Raw genomic sequence first — 23,386 nt, 5'->3', positions numbered from 1 at the left:
GGACATCCTGGCAGTCGGCCGCCGCCATCCGTTCCGGGGAGCATCGCCGTGTCTCTCAGGGAACGGAGCGCTGGACGCGCCGCATGTCCCGCGCGAGCCCGCCAAGGATGACAAACAGCGCGCCAAGGGCGAGACCGCAAAGGGCGCCGGCAGCGATCGAAATGGATGTGCTCGGCGGCCAGCTTCGCTTCGTCGGCGGCACCGCGGTCGAGATGACGCGGATGTTGGTGGTGTCCAGCCGCTCCCGCTCGGTGATCTCGCGGGCGCGGGCAAGGTAGGCCTCGTAGACGGACGCCTTGGCCGCTGCGTCGCGTTCCAGCGCGCGGAGCCGGACCTCCGCGCCGGTATCCGTCGCGACGACCGAGCGGCTGTCCTCGGCGCGTGCCGTCAGTGCGGCGAGCGTCGCTTCGGCCTGGTCGAGCTCCGTCTTCGCCGCCTCGACGATGCGCTTGGTCTCCGCGTCGATCGCCTGCTTGATATCGGCGAGCTGGCGCTCCAGCGCGAGCCGTTCGGGATGGCGCGGACCGTAATTCAGGACATCGGCGCCGCGCTGCACCAGCAGCGCCTGCTGTGCCTTCAGCGCCGCGATCGTCTCCGACTGGAGCACCGCCGTGTTGCCATTGGGATCGGCGGCGTCCGACACCAGCGCCTCGTAGCGGGCCCTTGCCTCGATCAGCCGCCCCTGTGCCGCGACCTTCAACGCATTGAGGTCCGTCATCTCGCGGGTGCTGGCCAGCTCGTTGCCACTCGACTGGAGCCCATGCTCGTTCTTGAAGGACGCCACCGCCTCTTCCGCCTTGTGGACTTCCTCCTGCAGGACCGCGAGACGGCCGTTGAGCGACTCCGCGGTCCGCGCGGCGCCTTCCGATTCCGCCAGCGCCAGTTCCTCCTGGAACGCCTTGGCGATCGCGTCCGAGATGCGGATGGCTTTCTGCGGATCCTCCGAGGATACCGCGAGCGTGACGACGAAGGACCGCTCGTCGCGGGTCGCCTTGATGTGCTCGGCGAGCGACATCACCGCAATGTCCTCCGGTCGGCCCGTCGGCCCGGTCTTGCCGAGAAGGCTCGCGAGGAAGGACGGCGTCGTGTCGACGAATTCCTCGTCATTCGCGAGTCCGAGCCGCGACACGACACGCTCGAGGACATTGCGCGAGGTCAGGACGCGGACCTTGCTGTCGACATTGAACATCTGCGATGTGTTCTGGCCGCTTGACGGGAAGAGGTCGTCCTGCACGACCCGCAGATTGCTCGGGTCGACGAGGATGTCCGTCGAGACCGTGTAGCTCGGCTTCATCAGCGTTGCGAAGGCGAAGCCGCCAACCGCCCCGATGATCATCATCAGGATGATCAGCAGCAATCCCCGGCGAAGCCAGCCGCCGAGATGCCCGATATCGATTGCGATGGTGCCGTCGGGCGCCCGCCTTTCGACCAGCCTCCCCCGTTCGACGATCAGGCCGGAACCCGATCGGCTTTCCGCATAGGGTCGGGTCCTCACAGTCGCGGACTTTGCGATGACGGGACCTTGATTATCGAGCGTGTGCACCGGGAGAAACCCTGTCTTGAGGTCGGGTTCGATGGGGAATCTGTAATACGGGATCCCGTCCGGCTGAACTCAAAGCTGAAAAGTTGGTTAAAATCCGAGCGGTTTCTTCAAGGCGAAATCCGCCACGCACCGTGTCCGGAAAGAGCCGCGGGAGAGCGTCTTTCGCTACGGCTCGCCGGTCTCGATGACGAGGTTGCGATAGGTCACGGCGATCACCTCCGCGGACGCCGACCGGTAGATGCCTTGCTTCCAGTAGACGCCGTTGTCATAGCCGAGCGGACCGGCGTAATCGACGATCTGCTCGCCGTCGCGCCAGACCTTCAGCGCACCATCGGCCATACTGAATCGCGTCTCGACCCGGATCGAATAGGAACGCCCGCGTTCGAGCTCCTGCTCATCCTGGTGGACGTAGCGCGACTCGATCCCGCCATCGGCGCGGCGGTAGCGGATCATCACCGCGAGTTTCTCGCCGCGCATTTCAAACGCCAAGGGCGGCGATGTCCGCTTGTCGTCGGCGTGAAACTGTCCGACCACAAGCCAGCGCGCCGTATTGGCCGCCCCCTCCTCGATCGTGATGTCGTAGCCGACGCGGATTTCCTGGCCCGGCGGATAGATCACCGATCCGGCGATCTCGCTTCTCTCCGGCCCGGCGGCATCCCGGCCCCAGCGATCGCCCGGCGCGATCTCGAACCGCAAGGCGTCCGGGGCGAGAACCTCCAGGCTCCACGGTCTGTCGGCGTTCTGGACACCGAATACCTGCCGGAACGGCCGGCCGGACGGCCCGTCGTCGGAACCGACCAGGATCACGCTGCCGTTGGGCGGGCCGGCCAGCGCCGCCCCCGCGACCAGCGTCGCCGCGAAGAAGCCGGCAAACAAACGCGTCAGCATCGCACTCCATGCCTCTTCGACGGTTCCGGATCTCCTGGCGAATCCGGCGCATTCGCGGTTACGCGATATCCGGGCCGCCCCGCCATATCCCGCTTCATATGTTTCCAGACAAAGAAAATAAGGCAACCAGCAACGCATTAAGCTTAATACATACAATTTTAGATACCGATATTTACTCTAATTTTCGATAAAATGAGACATGGCCGGACGCGAACAGTAAGAATTGGCCGAGATTTCTACTGACGCCGGACCGCCTCGCGGTGGAACCGGATGTTGGGACAAATGAGGCATCAGATGAACATCTCCGTATTCGGTCTCGGCTATGTCGGCACGGTCTGCTCCGCCGCCCTGGCACAGCGGGGCAACCAGGTGATCGGCTGCGATCTCAACGACACGAAGGTTTCCCTGGTCTCCGCCGGCAAGACGCCGATTATCGAGAAGGATATCGACATCCTGGTGGCGGACAACGTCGCCGCCGGGCGCCTGCGCGCGACGACCTCCACCGAGGAAGCGATCGCGAACTCCGATATCTCGCTGATCTGCGTCGGCACACCGTCGCGGCCGAACGGTTCGCTCGATCTCACGGCGATCCGGGAAGTCGCCGCCAGCATCGGCGCGGCGATAGCCAACAAGGGCACATATCACTCCATCGTCATCCGCTCGACCACCCTGCCGGGGACGTTGGAGGAGCTGGTGGTCCCGGCGGTCGAAGCCGGATCCGGCAAGAAGCTCGGTGTCGGCTTCGGCGCCGCCTCCAACCCGGAATTCATGCGCGAAGGTACAGCGGTCGCGGATTTCAACGATCCCGCCAAGACCGTGATCGGCGCCCTCGACGAGACGACCCGCGAGCGGCTTCTCGAGCTCTATGACGGCTTGCCGGGCGAGCGCTTCGTCACCGCGCCGAGGATCGCCGAGCTGGTCAAATATACCGACAATGCCTGGCACGCGGTGAAGGTCGCTTTCGGCAACGAGATCGGCAACATCGGCAAGGCCGCCGGCGTCGACAGCCACGAGCTCATGAATATCTTCTTCTCGGACCGGAAGCTCAACATCTCGCCCGCCTACCTGCTGCCGGGTTTCGCCTTTGGCGGCTCCTGCCTGCCCAAGGACGTCAGGGCGATCAATGCCTTCGCCTCGGAGAACAACGTCGAGGCGCCGCTCCTGCGCTCACTCATCCCCTCCAACAAGCTCCAGGTCGAAAGGGCCCTCGACTGGGTTCTGGCGCATCACAAGAAGAAGATCGGATTCCTCGGCTTCTCCTTCAAGGCCGGAACCGACGATCTTCGCGAGAGCCCCTATCTGGAGCTCGTCGAGCGGCTGATCGGCAAGGGCTGCGACATCCGCGTCTTCGATCGCAACGTCTCGCTGGCGCGGCTGGTCGGCGCCAATCGCGCCTATCTGATGAACGCCATTCCCCATGTCGCGGAGCTGATCGTACCGAGCATCCAGGAGATCGTCGCGCATTCGCAGATCATCGTCGCGACCAATCGCGCGCCGGAATATGACGCGATCGCCACCGCCATGAAGCCTGGACAAATTCTACTGGATATGGCGCGCCTGCCGACCGCCAAAGCCGGGGAGCGGGACTACGATGGCATCGCGTGGTAGCCAGGGCCGCATCCTGATCATCGTCGAGAACCTTCCGGTTCCCTTCGATCGCCGCGTCTGGTCCGAGGCGACCACGCTGCGCGCCGCCGGCTACGAGGTCTCGGTGATCTGTCCGAAGCGGAAGGATGCCGCCGCCTCACACGAGGTAATCGACGGCATTCACATCTACCGCCATCCCCTGCCGATCGAGGCCAATGGCGCGCTCGGCTATGCGCTTGAATATGCAACCGCGCTCTTCTTCGAATTCGTCCTGTCGCTGAAGGTGCTTTGGCAGCGCGGCTTCGACGTCCTCCAGGCATGCAACCCGCCGGACACCATCTTCCTGATCGGCGGCTTCTACAAGCTGTTCGGCAAGCGCTTCGTCTTCGATCAGCACGACATCAATCCCGAGCTCTATGAAGCGAAATTCGGCCGGCGAGACTTCTTCTGGCGGATGATGATCTGGCTGGAACGCCTCTCCTTCCGCACCGCCGACCGTTCGATAGCCACGAACGAGAGCTACCGGCGGATCGCCATTGAGCGCGGCGGCATGGCGCCGGACAGGGTTCACGTGGTCCGCTCCGGCCCGAACCTGAAGCGCGTCAGGACCGTACCGCCCGACGATGGCCGTTGGAAGCAAGGCCGCCGCTTCCTCGTCGGCTATGTCGGCGTGATCGGCCACCAGGAAGGACTCGACCTCTTGCTCGATTCCGTCGAGCACGTGGTCCGTCGCCTCGAGCGCTCCGACATCCAGTTCGTCGTCTGCGGCGATGGTCCGGCGCTGGCGGAAATCAGGTCGAATGCCGGGCAGCGCGGGCTGGAGGCGTTCGTCACCTTCACCGGCAGGTGCTCCGACGACGACCTCTTCTCGGCCCTCTCGACGGCGGAGGTCTGTGTCAATCCGGATCGGCCCTGCGCGATGAACGACAAATCAACCATGAACAAGGTGATGGAGTACATGGCCCTCGGCAAGCCGCAGGTCCAGTACGACCTGGCGGAAGGACGCTTCTCGGCCGGCGAGTCCTCGCTCTACGCCACCGACCCCGACGACTTCGGCGACAAGGTCGTCGCGCTGCTCGACGATCCCGAGCAGCGGGCGCGGATGGGCCAGATCGGCCGCGAGCGGGTCGAGACGGTGCTCGCCTGGTCGCACGAGGCGCCGAAGCTGCTGGCGCTCTACGACGAGCTTCTCTCCACCCCGCAAAAGGGGTCGTCGGTCGATCTCCCCGTCACCTGAATGCAGCCTTGGCGTCGCCGCGAAGGGCGTTGGTGGCCAGGTATTCCAGGCCGGTTTTCCGCGCCTCCGGGCCGCGATCGGACCGCCTTCCCCGGTTAACCCAAACCGCGAAAAAATCTTTAAGATTTGATTTAAACAGCGTATTCATCGGATAGGAATTTCTCGGAATACATCCGATGTCCACCACGCAGAATAGCAAAAGAATCGAACATCGCCCCTTCATCGAGGCAGCGTTACATGGCACCAATGCAGGTCGTTTGCTGTATTGCTCAATTGTATCGTTAATCGAAGGATCAACTTCGGCGATATGCGTGATATCGACTGCGTTCCTGTACCACTACATTATCCTCGACGTGCAGCCGGCATCGTTTTCATGGTCGACCTATCTGGTCTTCGCCGCCACGGTGGGCATCATCTACGGCGGCTTCGCCGCCGCGGCCTGCAGCCGGTTCCTCGACTTCGGACAGCAGACCGGCGCCACGCTGCCGAGCAGCCTGGTAAGCTGGACCGGTGCCTTCGCCACCGTGCTGTTTCTCACCTTCCTCGGCGGCTATATCGGCGACCTGTCACGCGTCTCTCTGACATCCGGATACCTGATCGGCATCCCGGTCCTGATCGGCATGCGGAACCTCATCCGTTCGGTCTCGACCAGCCGCATGCGAAGCGGCGAGCTGACCTTCCAGAGAGTCGCCGTCGTCGGCAGGCGGATTGATGTCGTCGGCTTCCTGCTGAATGGGCATCTGTCCCACTATGGCTACCGGCTGACCAACGTCCTTTACCTCGACGACACCCTTGACGGGCACGGCATTCCCCGTGAGGAACCGCTGGCCGACTTCGCCGCCGACGCCATGCGGCTCGGCGCGAGCTACGTCATCTTCGTCGGCGACAATTTCAGCGTCAGCGGGATGCAGCCGCTCTTCGCCGCGCTTCGCCGCTTCGCGCTCAACTTCGCCTATGCCCCGGTGACCCCCCAGACACCGCTGAACTTCGTCGACGTGGTCGCCATCGGCCCGAACAACGCCCTGCGCTTCATGCGCAAGCCGCTGAGCGACGCCGGCGTCTTCGCCAAGCGGACGATGGACCTCGTCCTGTCGGGCCTGGGCTTGCTCGTGCTCGCGCCCTTCTTCCTGATCATCGCCGCGATCATCCGTCTCGACAGCGACGGTCCGGTCTTCTACCGGCAGGCGCGGCGCGGCTTCAACGGCGACATCTTCATGATCTGGAAGTTCCGTACCATGAGCGTGATGGAAAGCGGCTGGGACATCCGCCAGGCGACCCGTGGCGATGCGCGCGTCACCCGCGTCGGCCGCTACCTGCGCGCCTTCAGCATCGACGAACTGCCACAGCTCTTCAACGTCTTCGTCGGGGAGATGAGCCTCGTCGGACCGCGGCCGCACGCGGTGTCGCACGACAACGAGCTGTCGAGCCGGCTGGCCACCTATGCCCACCGCCAGCGGATCAAGCCGGGCATCACCGGCTGGGCCCAGGTCAACGGCTTCCGCGGCGAAACCTCCACCCAGGAGATGATCGAGGGCCGCACCGCGCATGATCTCTATTACATCGACAACTGGTCGCTGTTCCTCGACGTGTGGATCGTCATCCTGACGATCTTCTCCCCGACCGCGCGGCGGAACGCCCACTAGGCTCGACACCCGCGGCCGGAGGTCATATCTCCAGCAGGAAGCGAACGCCTTCTTCGCCGACGCGCCCGCGCCATGAGATTCGGTCGGCCGGCTGCCTGGTTCCGAAGGATGGCGACACCCAGCCGCCGCCGGACGCCTCCTCGCCACCCCGCGCGATCGAGACGGCATCGTCCGGGCAGACGATCCGCAAGACCGTCCCGCGCGCCCCGGTGACCGAGACGGCCTTCCCGTCGACCTTGGCTTTGAGCTCCGCCGCAAGCTGGAAAGTGACCTCGGCGTCGGCCGCCCCGCCCGGCCCGATCAGCCGGTCGACGATGTGAATGCCGTCGGCCGCCGCCGCCAGCATCCGCTCGTGGCGCTTGCCGAAACGCCCCTGATAACCGTCATGGGACGCCCGAAGCCGCCATTCGGCTCCCTCGATGCGCTCGTCGAGCTTCGCCCTGGCCTTGTGGGACCAGTTGAACGCCCCGGCAATGATGCTCTGGTCGGCGTCGCCGACCGCCAGCGTGTTATGCGCCCGCGTGCCCCGGAACCAGTCCCGCCAGGCGCCGCCGGCGTGATAGGCGAAGGTGCCCGGATCGACGAGCACCGGCTCGCCATCGATCGACAGGATCACCGATAGCGCGTCGGCATGACCATGGGCCGCGATCGACAGGTAGCCGAGCGGCCCGTGATCGAGGACCAGCAGGATCTCCTTTGCCCCCTGCTCTCCACGAAAGACGGAATAGCCGCCTGTGTCGAACGTGTGCAGGCCGGACGGCGCGGCGAGCACGGCCGCGGGCGGGCCGAACACGGCGCCACGCAGGGTCGCGTCCTTCGCGACGGGGCCAGGCACGCCGAGATAGCCCGCTGCGCCCGAGGCGACCGAGGTGGCATATCCCGGTTCGGGGCCGCCGAGCGCGATCACCCGCCCCTCGTCGTCGTCGCCGATCGCCGGCAGCGTGCCGTCCGGATTGGCGATCCACGCGACGAAATCAATGAAGCGCGCGAGCCGCTCATCGGCCTCCCGCGGCAACGGGTGGCCCGCCGCGCGACCGACCTTGGCGGCGAGCAGCACAAGCTCGACGCTGAACGCGGCATAGGTCGGCGACTGCTCCGCGCCGACCCCGTCGGGCAGTATCTGGTCGAGTATCTCCCGCGCCAGGCCGGCGCCTGCAGCCCGCGCGCTTGCCGCCGGCTTCGCCAGGCCGGGCATCGCCACCGCGATCAGGAATTCGCCGGCAAGCTCCGCGATCAGGTGGTTGTTGGCGGATGAGAAGCGCGAGGGGAAGCGGGCGAGCCAATAGGCGTGCGCGCCGAGGATGGTACGGACCCTGGTGACGGTCTCCGCCGACAGGGCCTCGCCGCAAAGCGAGGTGACCAGGAGCAGGCTGATCGCGCGAAGCGCCAGCTCGATTCCGGAATTCCAGGCGATACCCATGAATGGCGGATTGGCTTCATACCAGCTCGCGATCGCCTCTTCGATCGCCGCGAGCGCCGTCGCGTCGCCGGTCAGGCAGACGGACGCGGCCAGTGGCTGCAGGAACTGGAGCCGCTGGAATTCCCAGACATACTTGACGTCGCCGAGGGTTCGCTCGCGCCGGTAGCCGATATCGAAGGTGTAGACGTCCTTGCCCGGCCAAAGGCCGCCGGTCACCGGGTCGAGCCGCCAGATGTCGGCGGGAAAGAGTGCCTCCGGCGCGCGTTTCGGCCACGCCGCGCCGAGCGCCTCGAAGCGGCCATCGAGGACCGCTCCCGCGGCCCTGCGGATCGCCTCCCGGGTCTCGTTGTCGGCGGACGAGGCGGCCTCGCGGATCGACGGCAGGACCGGCAGCGTCGTCGCCACGTCGACAAAGGGCGCCCAGCCCTGGTGACGACGGCGCGACGCGGATTTCTTCGCCCGCTCGGAGACGCGGTGAAGGATCTCCCGCGGCCCCATGCTGCGCAGTCGCTTGATGTACCAGTCGATCGATCCGTGACCGGATGTGGCCGCGCGTGTCATTGGCGCTCCTCGCCTGGACCGGACCGGCAGGACCCGCGGGACGAATCCCGCCTCGGCAAGCCTTGCCCGCCTAGAAGGCGCGCTCCTGGATGTAGATCGTGTCGCCCGCCCGGATCGGGTCGGTCATTTCGAGCGTGATCGTCTCGACCTCGCCGCCGGTGCGCCGGCTGACGGTCGCGAAGCGCTTGTCGGCGCGCGGCGTGAAGCCGCCGGCGGTGGCGATCGCGCTCTGCACGGTCATTCCGGGCGCGTAGCTGTACTGGCCGGCGGCGTTGACCTCACCCATCGCGAAGAAGGGACGATAGCGGACGACCTCGACCGAGACATTGGGATCCTTGACGAAGCCCCTTTGCAGCCGGCCGGCGATCGTCCGCTCGACCTCCGTCGGCGTCTTGCCCCTGACGGACACCGATCCGATCAGCGGGAAGGAGATCGCGCCGGCCTTGTCGACCGTATAGGTATTCGAAAGGTTGTCCTGGCCGAAGACCACGATCCGCATCTGGTCGCCGGCATCGAGGCGATAGGGCGCGGTCAGCTCGGTGCTGTTGGTGATCAGCGCGGGGTCATAGGTCGCGCAGCCGGAGAGCAGCGCCAGCGCGGCCACGATCTTGATCAATATTCTGAAACGCATCTTCGAACGGCCCCTGCGCGTCGGCTGGCCCGACTATCGGCGGTTTATGGTTAATGGCCGGTAAAAACACGCTTCGGCACGATCCGCCTCTTCCGCCGCCAATCCGTGAAATCTTTTTCCAAGACGGCCCGCCCGCCGGTCTGCTAGCAAACCGCACGGGACTGCTTCGGGCGGCCTGCGCGCTGGCATGGGAGTAGCGGAATTGTTCGAGAACGGGATTGTCGTCGTCGGCGGAGGTCACGGCGGGTCGCAGGCTGTGGCAAGTCTGCGCGCCGAAGGCTACGAGGGACCGCTGACCCTGGTCAGCGCGGAATCCGACATCCCCTATCAGCGCCCGCCCCTGTCCAAGGCGTTCCTCAAGGAAGCCGGACACGAGCTCCTTCCGCTCAGGCCGGCCTCCTTCTACGAAAAGAACGACGTCACGCTGATGCTCGACACGAAGGCCCTTGCGATCGACCGGGCGGCGCGCCAGCTGCGGCTTGCGGGCGATCGCCTCCTTCCCTTTGACCGGCTGGTGCTCGCCCCCGGTTCGCGGGCGCGGATGCCGCCGATCGATGGCATCGACCACGATGGCGTGCTTTCCCTCCGCAATGCCGGCGACGCGCGCCAGATCCGCGACCGGCTCGACAAGGCAGGCGACGTGGTCGTGGTCGGCGGCGGATTCATCGGCCTCGAGATCGCCGCCACCGCTCGCCTGCTCGGCAAGACCGTCACGGTCCTCGAGGCGGCCGACAGGCTGATGGGCCGCGTCGTCGCCCCGGAGATTTCGGCGCATTTCCTGTCGCTGCATCGTGGCTGGGGAAGCGACATCCGGCTCGACACGCCGATCGGCCGGGTCATCGGCGAAGGCAGAAGCGTCGCCGCCGTCGAGACGGCGTCCGGCGACCGCATCGCCGCCGACATGGTGGTGATCGGCATCGGCGTCCTGCCGAATGTCGAACTTGGCCAGGACGCCGGCCTCGCGACCGACAACGGCATCGTCGTCAACGCGTTGATGGAAACCGGCGCCCCGGAGATTCTCGCCCTCGGCGACTGCGCCGCCTTCGACCACTGGGAGCTCGGCCGGCGGGTCCGGCTCGAATCGGTGCAGAACGCCGTCGATCAGGCCAAGACCGCCGCGCGGACCATCGTCGGCCGGCCGGCGCCCTTCCGCGAGGTACCCTGGTTCTGGTCGGACCAGGGCGACGTCAAGTTGCAGATGGTCGGGCTGTCGATGAACGCGACGCACAGCGTGACGCGCGGCGCGCCCGGCGACGGCGCCTTCTCGGTCTTCCATTTCGATGGTGACCGCCTCGTGGCGATCGATTCGGTCAACCGCGCCGCCGACCACATGGTCGGCCGCAAGCTGCTCGCGGCAGGATCGTCGCCGGCGCCGGAGCTCTGCGCCGACGAAGGTTTCGACCTGAAATCACTGATTCCGCGCCCGTCGCGCGGCTGAGAATCGACCTGGCCAGGTTGCGATCGTCTCACACGACAATTGGCGGAAGGCTTATGGAGACAGGATTCTCGCTCGACAAGCGTCTGGTGGAAGACACATGGGCGGTTGCGAGCCTTCCGCTCTGCGAGGTCCTGCTTGCGAAGGACAGCCGCTTCCCCTGGCTGATCCTGGTTCCGCGCCGGGCCGGCGCGACCGAGATCATCGATCTCGGCCCCGAAGATCGCGATCTCCTGCTCGACGAGATCGTCTCGGCGTCCGAGGCTTTGAAGGCGGAAACCAACTGCGACAAGCTCAACGTCGCGGCCCTCGGCAACCAGGTCAGCCAGCTCCATGTCCATGTCATCGCCCGTTTCGTCGGCGATCAGGCATGGCCGGGGCCGATCTGGGGCCACGGCGAGGCGGTTGCATACGAGCCGCCGGTGCGGGATAGACTGGTGGAACGACTCCGCGACCTCCTTCCCGACACACAATAAGTCTGCAGGACCATGGCGAATTTCTTCGACGGCCTCCCTTTGGAGGACCCGAGCAAGCTCCACGGCTTCTCCGGCAACCGCATCGACCGGCGCAGCGAGAATCGCGAAGAGGATGCCGTTCCGGCGGCGCTCGCCGACCCGGCCGCGCGGCTCTACCTGATGTGCGACGATCAGGCGGTGCTGAAGCATGGCAGCGCGCTCGATCCCCTGTTCACCGTGGCTGAAGCCGACGGTTTCGGGGCGGCCCGCAGCGAGGTCGTGCTCCTCGGCTGGACCGGTGGCGGCCCGCGCCTCGCGGTTACCCTGCCGGCGGAGGCCGTGGTCGAAGACGACCGGATCCAGCTCACCGACCTTCGCGCCCTGGCGGTCGATGGCGGGGTCGGCGCGGAGGACCTCGGCGCCCTCGCCCAGGCGCGCAGCCTCTGCTACTGGAACATCCGCCATCGGTTTTGCGGTGTCTGCGGCGCCGAAACGGACATGAAGGCCGGTGGCTACCGGAGGGAGTGCCCCGCCTGTGGCGCGCCGCATTTTCCCCGCACCGACCCGGTCGTCATCATGCTCGCCATCGATATGTCAGGCGACGAGGAACGCTGCCTGCTCGGCCGCCAGTCCCGCTTCGCGGAAGGCATGTATTCCTGCCTCGCCGGCTTCGTCGAGCCGGGCGAGACGATCGAGGACGCGGTCCGTCGCGAGACGGCGGAAGAAGCCGGCATCGAGCTCGGCCGGGTCCGCTATCACTCGAGCCAGCCCTGGCCCTTCCCGTGCTCGCTGATGATCGGTTGCCACGGCGAGGCGCTGACCACCGACATCACCCGCGACGAGGTGGAGCTGGAGGACGCGCGGTGGTTCCCCCGCGGCGAGGTCAGATCGATCCTCGCCGGCACCCATGCGAGCATCAAATGCCCGCCGCCGATCGCCATCGCCCATGGGCTGATCCGCTACTGGGCGGAGGGGCGTTAGGCATTCGCGGTCAGCCTTCGAGCAGGACGACGCTTTCCTGCTCGTTGGGGTCGGTGCGCGCGATCACGGCACGAACCGGCTTGTCGGTCGGGTTATACGGCTGGTGCGGGACGCCGGCGGGAATGTAGAGGTAGTCGCCCGCCTCGACGCGCATGACATGCTCCAGGTTCGGGCCATGGCGCATCTCGGCCGAGCCCTCCAGGACGTAGATCGCGGTCTCGTGGGCCTCGTGATAGTGGGGCTTGGCCATGGCGCCGGGCGGCATTTCAAGGAGATGCATGCAGATCGCCTTCGCCCCCACAGATTCCGCGGAGATCCCGGAGAAATAGTCGAGCCCCTGCTTGCCATGGAAACCGGTCCCGCCGTGAATGATCTTGCACTCGGCCATGCCCACTCGCTCCTCACTCCGCCTCGTCCTCGTAGCCCACCATATGCAGCGGCCGCGCGGCGATGCCCTGCAATTCGCACCAGCGGACGAGCGCCTCCTCGCGGCCGTGGGTGACCCAGACCTCGCGGGGCGCGAGCTCGGTGATCGTGGCGGTCAGCTCGTCCCAGTCGGCATGATCGGAGAGGATCAGCGGCAGCTCGACGCCGGAGGCCTTGGCGCGTTGGCGGATTCGCATCCAACCCGACGCGAAGCAGGCGACGGGATCGGGAAAGCGCCGCGCCCAGCGCTCGGCGATCTGGGCCGGCGGGCAGATCACCACGGCGCCGGCGAAATCGCCCTTCCTGCCGGTCGCGACGGTGGCGGGGGCGAGATCGCCGAGCGCGACGCCTTCCTCTTCATAGAGGCGGCAGAGCTTCTCCATCGCCCCATGGAGGTAGATGGTCCGCTCGTAGCCGGCGTCGCGCAGCATGCGGATGACCCGCTGCGCCTTGCCGAGCGAATAGGCGCCGACGAGGTGGGCGCGCTCGGGGAAACGGGCGAGCGACGAGAGGAGCTTGGCGATCTCGGCCTCCGGGTCGGGATGGCGGAAGACCGGCAGCGCGAAGGTCGCCTCGGTGATGAAGATGTCGCAGGGAACCGGCACGAAGGCCCGACAGGTCGGGTCGGCGCTGCGCTTGTAGTCGCCCGAGGCGACGATCCTCAGCCCGTCCGCCTCGACGAGGATCTGGGCAGAGCCGAGCACGTGGCCGGCCGGCTGGAAGGTCACCGCCGCGTCGCCGATCGCCATGGTCTCGCCAAGCCTCGCGGCCTCCGTCGTCCCGGCAAAGCCTTCGCCATAGCGCGACTCCATGATTCGCAGCGTTTCGCGAGTGGCAAGCACCGCTCCGTGCCCCGGCCGCGCGTGGTCGGCATGGCCGTGGGTGATCAGCGCCCTCGGCACCGGCCGGGTCGGGTCGACATGGAAGTCTCCGGCCTTCGAATAGAGGCCGGCCGGGGTCGGACAGAGGAGGTCTTCGGCGCGCATCAAGGCAGTGTGGGGCCTCATCGGTCCCCCGACAAGAACGAAACGTGGACCTCGGTCCGTCGCGGCGTTACCTCTTGGGACCATGACCGCGCGTGCCGACGTCAAAGATGCTGTGACGCTCCTCCCCCCTCCGTTCGCCGGATGGTTCGCGTCGCGCGGCTGGACGCCCCGGCCGCATCAGGTCGAATTGCTGGCGAAGGCCCGCGCCGGACGTTCCGTCCTGCTGATTGCGCCGACCGGCGCCGGCAAGACGCTTGCCGGCTTCCTGCCGACGCTGGTCTCCCTGCATGAACGACCGAAGGAAGCGCCGGTCGGCGGGCGCGGACCGCACACCGTCTACATCTCGCCGCTGAAGGCCCTTGCCGTCGACATCGCCCGTAACCTCGAGCAGCCGGTTGCCGAGATGGGCTTGCCGGTCACGATGGAGACCCGCACCGGCGACACGCCCCTCCACAAGCGCCAGCGCCAGAAGCTCAAGCCGCCGGACATCCTCCTGACGACGCCGGAACAGCTGGCGCTGCTGATCTCGGCGACCGACGCCGGGCGCTTCTTCGCCGACGTCGATACGGTGATCCTCGACGAGCTCCATTCGCTGGTGGTCAGCAAGCGCGGCGACCTGCTGTCCCTCGGCCTCGCGCGGCTGCGAACCCTGGCTCCCGGGCTCAAGGCGATCGGGCTCTCGGCGACCGTCGCCGAGCCGGACCAGCTTCGCGGCTGGCTTGTCGGGCAGTCCCTCTCCCCCGCTCATCCCCGCGAAAGCGGGAACCCAGAGGTGCCGAGCCTTGCATCAGAGGGCAAGCCGCTGGGTCCCCGCTTGCGCGGGGATGAGCGGCCGGAGGGGAAGCCCCCCACCGCGGGGCGCAAGTCGCGCCCTCGCCGGCTTTCCCGCGCCGACCTGATCACCGTCGCCGGCGGCGCCAAGCCGGAGATCACCATCCTCGATTCGCAGGAACGCGTGCCATGGTCCGGCCACGCCGCCCGCTATGCGCTCGCCGACATCTACGCGACGATCGCGGCCCACAGGATGGTGCTGATCTTCGTCAACACCCGCAGCCAGGCTGAGATGATCTTCCAGGAGCTGTGGCGCATCAATGCCGACGCCCTGCCGATCGCCCTCCACCACGGCTCCCTCGACCCGACCCAGCGCCGCAAGGTCGAGGCGGCGATGGCGGCCGGCAAGCTCCGCGCCGTCGTCGCAACCTCGACGCTCGACCTCGGCATCGACTGGGGCGATGTCGACCTCGTCATCCATGTCGGCGCGCCGAAGGGCGCGAGCCGCCTCGCCCAACGCATCGGCCGCGCCAACCATCGCCTCGACGAGCCGTCGAAGGCCCTGCTGGTGCCGGCCAATCGCTTCGAGGTGCTCGAATGCCGGGCGGCGCTCGACGCCAATTATCTCGGCGCGCAGGATACGCCGCCGATCCGCGACGGCGGCTTAGACGTCCTCGCCCAGCATGTCCTCGGCATGGCCTGCGCCGCGCCTTTCGACGCCGGCGACGCCTACCGTGAAGTCACCTCCGCCTATCCCTATCGCAACCTCGCCCGCGACACCTTCGACCGCGTCGTCGCCTTCGTCGCCACCGGCGGCTACGCGCTCAAGACCTACGAGCGCTACGCCAAGATCCGCCAGGGTCCGGACGGTTTGTGGCGGGTCTCCCATCCGCGCTTCGCGCAGCAATACCGGCTGAATGTCGGCACCATCATCGAGGCGCCGATGCTCAACGTCAGGGTCGGCCGCTCAGCGCGAGCCGGCTTCGCCGGGCGCGGCGGGCGGACGCTCGGCAAGATCGAGGAATATTTCATCGAGCAGCTTTCTCCCGGCGAGACCTTCCTCTTCGCCGGCCAGGTGCTGCGCTTCGAGGGTATCCGCGAGAACGAGGCGATCGCCACCCGCACCGCCGACGATACGCCGAAAATCCCGATGTATGCCGGCGGCAAGTTTCCGCTCACCACCTATCTCGCGACCGGCGTCCGCGCGATGCTTGCCGACCCGAAGACATGGGCCAACCTGCCGGTCCAGGTCTCGGACTGGCTGAAGATCCAGCGGCGGCGTTCGATCCTGCCGAAGCGGAACCAGCTGCTCGTCGAGACCTTCCCGCGCGGCAACCGCTTCTACCTCGTCTCCTACCCCTTCGAGGGGCGTCTCGCCCATCAGACGCTCGGCATGCTGCTCACCCGCCGGCTCGAGCGGGCGCGCCTCAGGCCGACCGGATTCGTCGCGACCGACTATTCGCTGGCCGTCTGGGGGCTCGGCAATCTCGGCCTCGCCTTCGCGCGCGGGAAGCCGAGCCTCGCCGAGCTCTTCGACGAGGACATGCTCGGCGACGACCTCGATGCCTGGATGGCCGACAGCTACCTGCTCAAGCGCACCTTCCGGAGCTGTGCGTTGATTTCCGGGCTGATCGAGAAGCGCCATCCGGGAAAGGAAAAGACCGGCCGGCAGATGACCGTCTCTTCGGACCTGATCTACGATGTGCTGCGCGCCCATGAGCCCGACCATATCCTGATGCAGGCGACCTGGGCGGATGCCGCGACCGGCCAGCTCGACGTCGCGCGGCTCGGCGAGATGCTGTCGCGAATCAAGGGCAAGATCGTGCATAAACAGCTTGATCGCATCTCGCCGCTGGCGCTGCCGGTGATGCTCGAGATCGGGCGGGAGGTGATCGCCGGCGAGGCGCAGGAAGACGTCCTGCGCGAGGCGGCGGAGGATTTGATCAACGAGGCGATGGGCGACGGATGATCGCTGGGACGGCGCGACAGAGTGAGAACGAGCCCGGACCGACGCTCGTCGCGGTGGCCGGCGTCGTGCTCGAGGCGTTCGCCGATGGTGGTCTATGGTGGGCCGACAGGCGGTTGCTCGTGGTCGCCGACCTCCATTTCGAGAAAGGCTCCTCCTTCGCGCGCCGCGGCCAGATGCTGCCGCCCTACGACACGGCGGAGACGCTTGCGAGGCTCTCGCGCCTGATGGCACGGCTCGATCCGGCGGCGGTCATCGCACTCGGCGACAGCTTCCACGACGATGGCGGAGCGGCACGGCTCCTGCCGCGGGATCGGGCGGCCCTTGCCACGCTCCAGTCCGGCCGGGAATGGATCTGGATCGCCGGCAACCACGACCGCGAGATGCCGGCGGACCTCGCGGGCATGCATGCCGACACGCTGGCGATCGGACCGCTGGTCTTCCGCCACGACCCGGCGACCGGTGAGGATGCCGCGGGCGAGATCGCCGGCCACCTGCATCCCGCCGCGCGCGTTGCGGGCCGTGGCAAGTGGGTCCGGCGGCGGTGTTTTGCCGGCGACGGCAACCGGTTGATAATGCCGGCCTTCGGCGCCTATGCCGGCGGCCTCAATGTTCTCGACCGGGCCTTCGCCGGGCTGTTCGCGGCCCCAGGCTTCCGGGCCTTCGTGCTCGGCGAGGATCGTGTCTACGCGGTTGGCCGGAAGGCGCTGCGCCCCGACTGAGCGAGACCGGGCGCGCTCAGTCGCGCCGGAAGATGACGCCGGCGAGCCAGCCGGTAGAAAGCGCCAGCAGGACGCAGGCGAGCCCGTAGAGCAGCACATGCTGGTGGGCGGCGGCGTACATGAACTGCTCGAAGCCGACCTTGGTGATGTCGAGCTTGCCCTCCTCGTGGGCGAGCAGCGCATTTCCCGAAAAGAGATAGACGTCGACCTTGTAGTGGCCGTCAGGGGCGTTGGCCGGAATCCACATGGCGGACTGGAAGACGTTGTCTGTCGCGCCAATGAAGGAAACGCCCGCCGGCTGCTCCGAATAGAGCCCGGCATTCTGCTTGAGGCGAATGAAGGCATCGCGGAATTCCGCCGCGGCCGGGTCATTGGCGGCGGCGCGGCCGTCATAGGTGAACTGGATGGCGTCGAAGCCGATCTGGTGCCGTTCGAGAAGCGCGGGCGTCGCGATCTCGCCGAGCTCACTCGAGGTGTCGAGCGCATAGAAGGCTGGCGCGTCGCCGATCGTTTCCGAAGCGCTGTTGACCCAGATGAAGGCGATACGGTCCTTGCGGCGCGCCACGACCGTCTCGGGCGGTCCCCGCAATACGACGGCAATTTCATAGTCGGTATTGCGCGACACCGTAGCGGCATCCCGCTCGATCACGCCGAACAGCGTGACCGTATCGCCGCTGAAGGTGGAATCGACGTTGATCTCGCCGGTCGACAGGGCGATCGTCAGTTGCTCCGCCTCGGCACTTCCGGCGAACAGGCACCAGCAGAAGAGCGCGGCGGCGGGTCTCATAGCGCACCACCGGTCACGATGGTCAGCGAGTAGCGTTCCGCTGGTGGCGTGACCATGCCGATGAAGAAGCGTGCGCCGACCGCCAGCACCAGCAGCGCGAGCAGGGCGCGGAGGTGGTCGCCTCGAAGGTTCTGGCCGACCCTCACGCCGAATTGCGCGCCGATGACGCCGCCGACCATCAGGATGATGGCAAGGACGATATCGACGGTCTGGCTGGAAAAGGCGTGGAGCAGCGTCGCGATCGCCATCGTGGCGACGATCTGGATCAGCGACGTACCGATCACGACATTGGTCGGTACCCTGAGAAGATAGATCAAGGCCGGCACGAGGATGAAGCCGCCGCCGATGCCGAGCAGCGCGCCAAGGAAGCCGATGCCAAGGCCGAGGGCGACGACCGGAATCGCGCTGACATAGAGCTTCGAGCGCTTGAAGCGCATCTTGAAAGGAAGCCGATGCACCCAGTTATGCTGGGCGGCGCGGCGGAGCGGGGCGGGCCGGCCCTTGCGGGCGTTTATCATCGCGCGGACCGACTCGCGCAGCATCAGGATGCCGATCAGGCCGAGGAAGGTGACGTAGCTGATGCCGATGATCAGGTCGAGCTGGCCGAGCTTGCGCAGGGCGTTGAAGACGACGACGCCGATCAGCGTGCCGACCGCGCCGGACAGCATCAGCACGGCGGCGAGCTTCATGTCGACCATGCGACGGCGCCAATAGCTGAGCGCCGCCGAGGACGACGAGGCCACGATCTGGGAGGCGACGGTGGCGATCGATACCACCGGCGGGATACCGGAGAAGATCAGCAGTGGCGTCAGCAGAAATCCGCCCCCGACGCCGAACAGGCCGGAGAGGAAGCCGACCGCTCCCCCCATGCCGAAGATGATGAACATGTTCACCGAAAGCCCGGCAATGGGAAGATAGATCAGCACGGTGAAACGCCAGTCGGAGCAAGGGATTCGAAGCGTGGGCGGTCACGCACGGACACGAAATCGATAAAGCGCCGCAACCGCCGCCCTGTCAACGCGGGACGGGGCGGGAAGGCCCGGGTCCTACCCGTTTGCTCCGCCATCGAGCGCGACGACCAGGCTGCCATCGATGACGCCGGTATCGGCAACGCCGATCCTGCGTTGAAAGGCGCGTACCGCCTCACGGGTCTTCGGTCCCTCGATCCCGTCGGCGGGACCGGGATCGTAGCCCTGCTCGGCCAGCAGCGCCTGGATCTTCATGACCAGCGCCTTCTGGTCCTCGGCGGTGACGGTCTTGCCCCCGTCGCCCCAGCCGCCTTCCGGCACGGCCACGGTGTTGGCGGTGGCGAGCGGCGGCTTCGCCCGCCACGCCTGCACCGCGGCGCGCGCGGTGGCGAGTTCGTCGGGCGAAAGCAGGCCGGCAACCTCGTCCCTGCGGGCCGCCGCGTCGCCGTCGCCGGCCGCGGCGGCAACCGCGAACCACTTGTAGGATTCGGCGAAATCCTGATCGAGCCCGAGCCCCCGCGCGTAGATGACGCCGAGATTATACTGGCTGTCCTTGACGCCGTAATTGGCTGCGGCAAGGAACCACTCGACCGCCTTGGCATGGTCGGGACCGTCGCCGACCCCCTCGCTCAGCATGACGGCGAGGTTGTGCATCGCACCGACATTGCCCTGATCGGCGGCGCGCTGGTACCACTTCACCGCCTCGTCGATATTCTTGTCGACCCCCTGGCCGCGTTCATAGAGGCTGCCAAGCCGGTATTCGGCGACGGCAAGATTCGCTTCGGCGGCACGCCGGTACCACCTGGCGGCGGCGGCGAGGTCCCTGGCGACATCGCGCCCCTCGGCGAAGCGGTTGGCGATCTCGAAGGCCGCGGCCGGGTCCCCCTCGGTGGCGGCGGCTCGCAGGCGATCCGACCCGACCATCGGCAGCTTCGGATCCTGGGGGATGGTGGCGGATACGGCGTGCGCCGGCACCGGTGCCGCTTCGGCGCCCAGCGTCTCGCCACCCTGGAAGGCGCCGCTGAACCGATCATCGATCGTCGCGACATTGGCGAGCTCCATCGCGGCCCTGGCATTTGGCGGAGGCGCCACCAGGGCGGGCTCGTCGACCTGCGGCACGGTCGGGGCGCTGGCGCGATCGGCGGCGCGCGCCACCGTCTTCGGCGTGTCCGCCGGGCGCTCGACGGCGGTCGGCTTCACCGCTGCCGTATTCCTGGCGCCGCTGCCATGCGGACCAAAGACCTGGAAGGCACCCAATGCCAGCACGATCGCCGCCGCCGCCAGCAACAGCGGCTTCTTGCGGTTGCGGATCGCATGCCCGATGCGGGCGAAGGGGCTGGCTTTCGGCTCGGCTTCGGTCTCCTCGACCTGTGCCTCGATGTCGGCTTCCGCCACCGCGGCCTGTGCCGCGCGCCGCGCCGCGGCGATGAAATCCGCCCGCCGGTCGGCCGATTTGCGCTCCGGATCGGCAGAGCCCGCCGTCAGCTCGCGCAACGCGGCGAGATCGGCCCGGACCGATCGCACCTCCTGGCGCGGAGCGTCGACACGGGCCTCTTCGGGCGGTTTGACCACCGGCCCGGCCGACGGCACTCCGGCGTCGCGGACCTCCGGGACTGCTCCATATGCTGCCGTCGCGGAGATGGTGGCCTGTGCGTCCTCCGCCGCGGGTTCCGCCTCCAGCCGTCCGAGACGTTCGACGATCGACGCAAGCGACCCCTGCAGCGATCCGATGGTTTCGTTCGTCCGCTCGCCCGTATCTTCGACCGCCTTGCTGATCTGGTCGAGATCGCCACGCAAGGCCTCGAGGAGTTCGTGGTCGGCGCCTTTCTCGGCGAAATCGCGGACCGCGTCGCGGGCCGCCAACCGAGCCGCCTCGAGCGATTCCTCGCGGCCATCGGCGAGCCCCGCCTGGAGGCGAAGCAGGTTCTCCTCCAGCGTCACCAGCGCTTCGGTGCGCGGCGTGGCCCGATCGAGCTCGGCGGCAATCGCCGTGATCCGCGCCTCGAGCTCGCCGAGCTGGCCGGCATCCGCTTCCGGCCGCGAAGCCTGTTCCATCCGGGTGGCAAGGTCCTGGATCTGGCTTTCCAGATCGTCGAGACGCGGCGGCTCGCGCTCGGCGATCTCGCGGCGGATGGTCGCGATCTCCTCGCGGAGCTCTTCAAGCACCGCCGGATCGGCCGCGTGCAGGTTGAGGGCCTCGATCGCCTCGGCGAGCCGCTCGAGACGATCCTGGAGACCATCGATCAGGCCCGGCGGAGGAAGCTGGGCGAAGGCATTGTCGAGGCGGGCGGATATGTCGTCGAAGCGGTTTTCGAGACGACCGAAGGCGGCCGTCTCGCGCTCGGCGGCGGTGCGCTCGCGGGCGTCCAGCATGTCGCGGATTTCAGCCACCTCCGCGGCCAGGTCGGCGATCGTCGCACCGTCCGGCGACATCATCCGGCGGGAGGTCACGTCCTCGAGCGTGCTGCGGATTTCCGAGAGGCTGGCGGCGAGCCCCGGAATCGCCGCCATGTCCGGGCCGGCGCCGCGGGAGGCCACGAGATCCTCGAGCGCGCCGCGGATATCGGCAAGGGAGGACGCCATTCCAACCGCGATCGCCTCGGACTTGGCCTGCCTGGCGGTCAGCGTCGTCTCGATGGTCCGGGCGAGTTCGTTGACGCGCATCTCAAGCCGCGAGACGGCCTGGGGGCTGTCGTCGCTTTCCAGCGACCAGCGCAGCGACGCGACCTCCTCGCCCAACGCATCGAGCTTGCCCCGGTCGGGAAGCCGCCGCGCCAGTTCGGCGAACCGGTCGAGCATCGTATCCTCACGGGCGAGCCCGGCGGGAACCGCTCCGCCATCCGACAGACGCCGGACCAGATCGTCAAAGCGGTCGAGCAGGGTCGCTTCGCGGGCGGTGCCCCGCGCCGCCGCGCCGAGTGTGCCGAGTTCGTCGCGGATTTCGTTCAGCAGGCCGCGATCGACCGGGCCCTCGGCGGCAAGCGCCTCGATCCGTCTGACCAGGCCTGAATATCCGTCTTCCATGGGGCCGGCGGCGGATTCGACGATCCGCTGCTCAAGCCGGGCGATGTCATCGCGCAGGGCGCGAAGGGCGCCCGGAGCGATCGCATCAGGCGCGGGGCCCGAGCGGGCCCGTCCACCCTGGCGGTCGACGATTTCGGCGATCTCCGCTCTCAGGCTGTCGTCGCCCCGGGCGGTCGCGGCAGGCCGGGCGTGCGTTTCCGAAACGAGCCGTCTGGCGATTTCCGAGAGCTTTTCCTCGATGCGCCGGATGCGATCCTGCTCCATCCTGTCGGTCGCCCTGCCCCGCTGATTCCGCTCGGAGCGCTCGCCGGCCTCCCGGATTCGCGCCTCCAGATCCCGGAGCGTCCTGTCGAGGCTTGCCGCCGAAGCCCGCGGCTCGCTCGCCGGCTTCGGACTGGCGGCCAGCAACCCCTCGAGCTGCGTCCGCAATTCGTGGAGGGAATCGTTGCCGGACGGCGGGAGCGGGCGGCGCTCCGTCATGCGCGCGATCCTTTCGTCCAGCCTGCGAATCGCATCGGCGACCCCGCTCGTCGAATCCATCTGTCCGCCCCTTCGCGCCGTTCGCAGGCCTTCGATCGTCGTTCGGGCCGACTCGTCGGTATCGTCGAGATCCCGGGCAAGGCGATCGATCATCCCGGCAAGTTCCCCGATTGTTTCGCCGCGCGTCCGTGCACTCGCGATAGTGACCGTGTCGCTGGCCCGGCCGAGGGCGGCTTCGATTTCAACGAGCCGATCGACAAGTCCGGATACCGGCGATCCACCACCGCGCTCCATCGCCCTGATCCTGCGCGCCAGAACGGCCGTGGCCTCGGTGAGCGTTTCGAGCCCGGCGGCGGCGTCACGCACGGACCACATCGCTTCGGAAGACCCGGTCTCGGCCGCCCGCGCGGCAATGGCATCGCGGAGCCATTCATCGAGCGACATGCCGGCCTGACGAGCGGCTTCCTGCGCTGCGGCGCGCGCGTCCTCGTCGACCTTTATGCTCCACGACATACCCGACTTCATCGATCCATGCCCCGCCGCGCCCGCGGCACCCCCGAAGCCGGAAAACACAGCGAATCCAGACCATTCGCCGCAGGGCGCAGAAGGGATTCGGCGCCCGTTCCGACGCCCCAAGCCTTCTCCCAACATGGTAAACACGGGGTTAACCTTTCGGCCGGGGCGCAAAACTCCGGTAACAAGCCTCAACGCTTGATTGCGGGGACAATCGGCATTCCACTGAACCGGAAATGCCCTCGACCGCGCCGGGAAAATCGATGGCTGTCCACCGGCACGCGGCTATTTTCACCGGGGACTCGACAAAGCGGCCAAGCGGGGATAAACCAAAAAGGTATTTATTCCTGCCTTGCAGGGGA

The 23,386-nt window shown here is 67.3% G+C and carries 18 protein-coding genes; 8 read left to right on the top strand and 10 right to left on the bottom strand.

Annotated features, from left to right (window positions below; translation table 11 throughout):
- Positions 1–55 precede the first annotated feature (55 nt).
- Positions 56–1,495, bottom strand: coding sequence for a GumC family protein (locus KDJ86_RS02900; protein WP_291742664.1), 1,440 nt, complete (start codon positions 1,493–1,495; stop codon positions 56–58).
- 213 nt (positions 1,496–1,708) lie between these two features.
- The gene (locus KDJ86_RS02895) at positions 1,709–2,431 is read right to left on the bottom strand and encodes a heparin lyase I family protein (protein WP_291742661.1); all 723 of its coding nucleotides are present in this window, start codon (positions 2,429–2,431) and stop codon (positions 1,709–1,711) included.
- Positions 2,432–2,725: 294 nt separating this feature from the next.
- Here KDJ86_RS02895 and KDJ86_RS02890 point away from each other — a divergent pair, with 294 nt between their 5' ends.
- Positions 2,726–4,039 (top strand): nucleotide sugar dehydrogenase, encoded by a 1,314-nt coding sequence (locus KDJ86_RS02890; RefSeq protein WP_291742659.1) that lies wholly within the window; start codon positions 2,726–2,728, stop codon positions 4,037–4,039.
- Positions 4,023–5,255 carry a glycosyltransferase family 4 protein gene (locus KDJ86_RS02885; RefSeq protein WP_291742656.1) on the top strand — a complete coding sequence of 411 codons (1,233 nt, stop codon included), beginning with the start codon at positions 4,023–4,025 and terminating at the stop codon, positions 5,253–5,255. The genes KDJ86_RS02890 and KDJ86_RS02885 overlap by 17 nt, the downstream gene beginning before the upstream one ends.
- On the opposite strand, the gene KDJ86_RS02880 is transcribed toward KDJ86_RS02885, so the two are convergent.
- Positions 5,248–5,403 (bottom strand): hypothetical protein, encoded by a 156-nt coding sequence (locus KDJ86_RS02880; protein ID WP_291742654.1) that lies wholly within the window; start codon positions 5,401–5,403, stop codon positions 5,248–5,250. The two genes, KDJ86_RS02885 and KDJ86_RS02880, sit on opposite strands and share 8 nt — an antisense overlap.
- Before the next feature lie 163 nt (positions 5,404–5,566).
- Between KDJ86_RS02880 and KDJ86_RS02875 the strand changes: the two genes are divergently transcribed.
- Entirely contained in the window at positions 5,567–6,898 is a 1,332-nt protein-coding gene (locus tag KDJ86_RS02875) for an exopolysaccharide biosynthesis polyprenyl glycosylphosphotransferase (RefSeq protein WP_291742651.1), read from the top strand.
- A 22-nt stretch (positions 6,899–6,920) separates the two neighbouring features.
- Here the strand turns inward: KDJ86_RS02875 and KDJ86_RS02870 are convergent, their stop codons facing one another.
- Together KDJ86_RS02870 and KDJ86_RS02865 are read right to left on the bottom strand one after the other, a co-directional pair.
- On the bottom strand, positions 6,921–8,879 hold the full coding sequence (locus tag KDJ86_RS02870; protein ID WP_291742648.1) for an alginate lyase family protein: 1,959 nt from the start codon (positions 8,877–8,879) through the stop codon (positions 6,921–6,923).
- Positions 8,880–8,949: 70 nt separating this feature from the next.
- Positions 8,950–9,510, bottom strand: a complete 561-nt coding sequence (locus KDJ86_RS02865) for a polysaccharide biosynthesis/export family protein (RefSeq protein ID WP_291742644.1) — start codon at positions 9,508–9,510, stop codon at positions 8,950–8,952.
- A gap of 202 nt (positions 9,511–9,712) precedes the next feature.
- Here KDJ86_RS02865 and KDJ86_RS02860 point away from each other — a divergent pair, with 202 nt between their 5' ends.
- From KDJ86_RS02860 to nudC, 3 genes are read left to right on the top strand one after another with little or no spacing between them, the layout of a single operon-like run.
- Positions 9,713–10,948, top strand: coding sequence for an NAD(P)/FAD-dependent oxidoreductase (locus KDJ86_RS02860; RefSeq protein WP_291742640.1), 1,236 nt, complete (start codon positions 9,713–9,715; stop codon positions 10,946–10,948).
- A 53-nt stretch (positions 10,949–11,001) separates the two neighbouring features.
- Positions 11,002–11,421 carry an HIT domain-containing protein gene (locus KDJ86_RS02855; RefSeq protein WP_291742637.1) on the top strand — a complete coding sequence of 140 codons (420 nt, stop codon included), beginning with the start codon at positions 11,002–11,004 and terminating at the stop codon, positions 11,419–11,421.
- Between the two features lie 12 nt (positions 11,422–11,433).
- Entirely contained in the window at positions 11,434–12,381 is a 948-nt protein-coding gene (gene nudC / locus KDJ86_RS02850) for an NAD(+) diphosphatase (RefSeq protein ID WP_291742634.1), read from the top strand.
- A gap of 10 nt (positions 12,382–12,391) precedes the next feature.
- Here the strand turns inward: nudC and KDJ86_RS02845 are convergent, their stop codons facing one another.
- Positions 12,392–12,769, bottom strand: a complete 378-nt coding sequence (locus KDJ86_RS02845) for a cupin domain-containing protein (protein WP_291742632.1) — start codon at positions 12,767–12,769, stop codon at positions 12,392–12,394.
- Positions 12,770–12,782: 13 nt separating this feature from the next.
- Complete coding sequence (locus tag KDJ86_RS02840) at positions 12,783–13,793, bottom strand: ligase-associated DNA damage response exonuclease (RefSeq protein ID WP_291742842.1); 1,011 nt, start codon at positions 13,791–13,793, stop codon at positions 12,783–12,785.
- Positions 13,794–13,875: 82 nt separating this feature from the next.
- Here KDJ86_RS02840 and KDJ86_RS02835 point away from each other — a divergent pair, with 82 nt between their 5' ends.
- Both KDJ86_RS02835 and pdeM read left to right on the top strand, forming a co-directional pair.
- Positions 13,876–16,533 (top strand): ligase-associated DNA damage response DEXH box helicase, encoded by a 2,658-nt coding sequence (locus KDJ86_RS02835; protein WP_291742630.1) that lies wholly within the window; start codon positions 13,876–13,878, stop codon positions 16,531–16,533.
- Entirely contained in the window at positions 16,530–17,252 is a 723-nt protein-coding gene (gene pdeM, locus KDJ86_RS02830; RefSeq protein ID WP_291742627.1) for a ligase-associated DNA damage response endonuclease PdeM, read from the top strand. The genes KDJ86_RS02835 and pdeM overlap by 4 nt, the downstream gene beginning before the upstream one ends.
- A gap of 16 nt (positions 17,253–17,268) precedes the next feature.
- Here pdeM and KDJ86_RS02825 read toward each other — a convergent pair whose 3' ends face one another.
- The 3 genes from KDJ86_RS02825 to KDJ86_RS02815 all read right to left on the bottom strand — a co-directional run bounded on the left by KDJ86_RS02825 (position 17,269) and on the right by KDJ86_RS02815 (position 23,024).
- Positions 17,269–18,039: a TIGR02186 family protein gene (locus tag KDJ86_RS02825; RefSeq protein WP_291742625.1), complete on the bottom strand. Its 771-nt coding sequence runs from the start codon at positions 18,037–18,039 to the stop codon at positions 17,269–17,271.
- On the bottom strand, positions 18,036–18,965 hold the full coding sequence (locus KDJ86_RS02820) for a sulfite exporter TauE/SafE family protein (protein ID WP_291742622.1): 930 nt from the start codon (positions 18,963–18,965) through the stop codon (positions 18,036–18,038). The genes KDJ86_RS02825 and KDJ86_RS02820 overlap by 4 nt, the downstream gene beginning before the upstream one ends.
- Positions 18,966–19,085: 120 nt before the next feature.
- Positions 19,086–23,024: a peptidoglycan-binding protein gene (locus KDJ86_RS02815; RefSeq protein WP_291742620.1), complete on the bottom strand. Its 3,939-nt coding sequence runs from the start codon at positions 23,022–23,024 to the stop codon at positions 19,086–19,088.
- Positions 23,025–23,386 lie beyond the last annotated feature (362 nt).

This window comes from Bauldia sp. (assembly GCF_020442045.1).
In the GTDB taxonomy this organism is placed as follows: domain Bacteria; phylum Pseudomonadota; class Alphaproteobacteria; order Rhizobiales; family Kaistiaceae; genus Bauldia.
The sequence above is the reverse complement of the archived record's forward strand: the minus strand, read 5'-3'. Positions and strand labels throughout refer to the sequence as shown.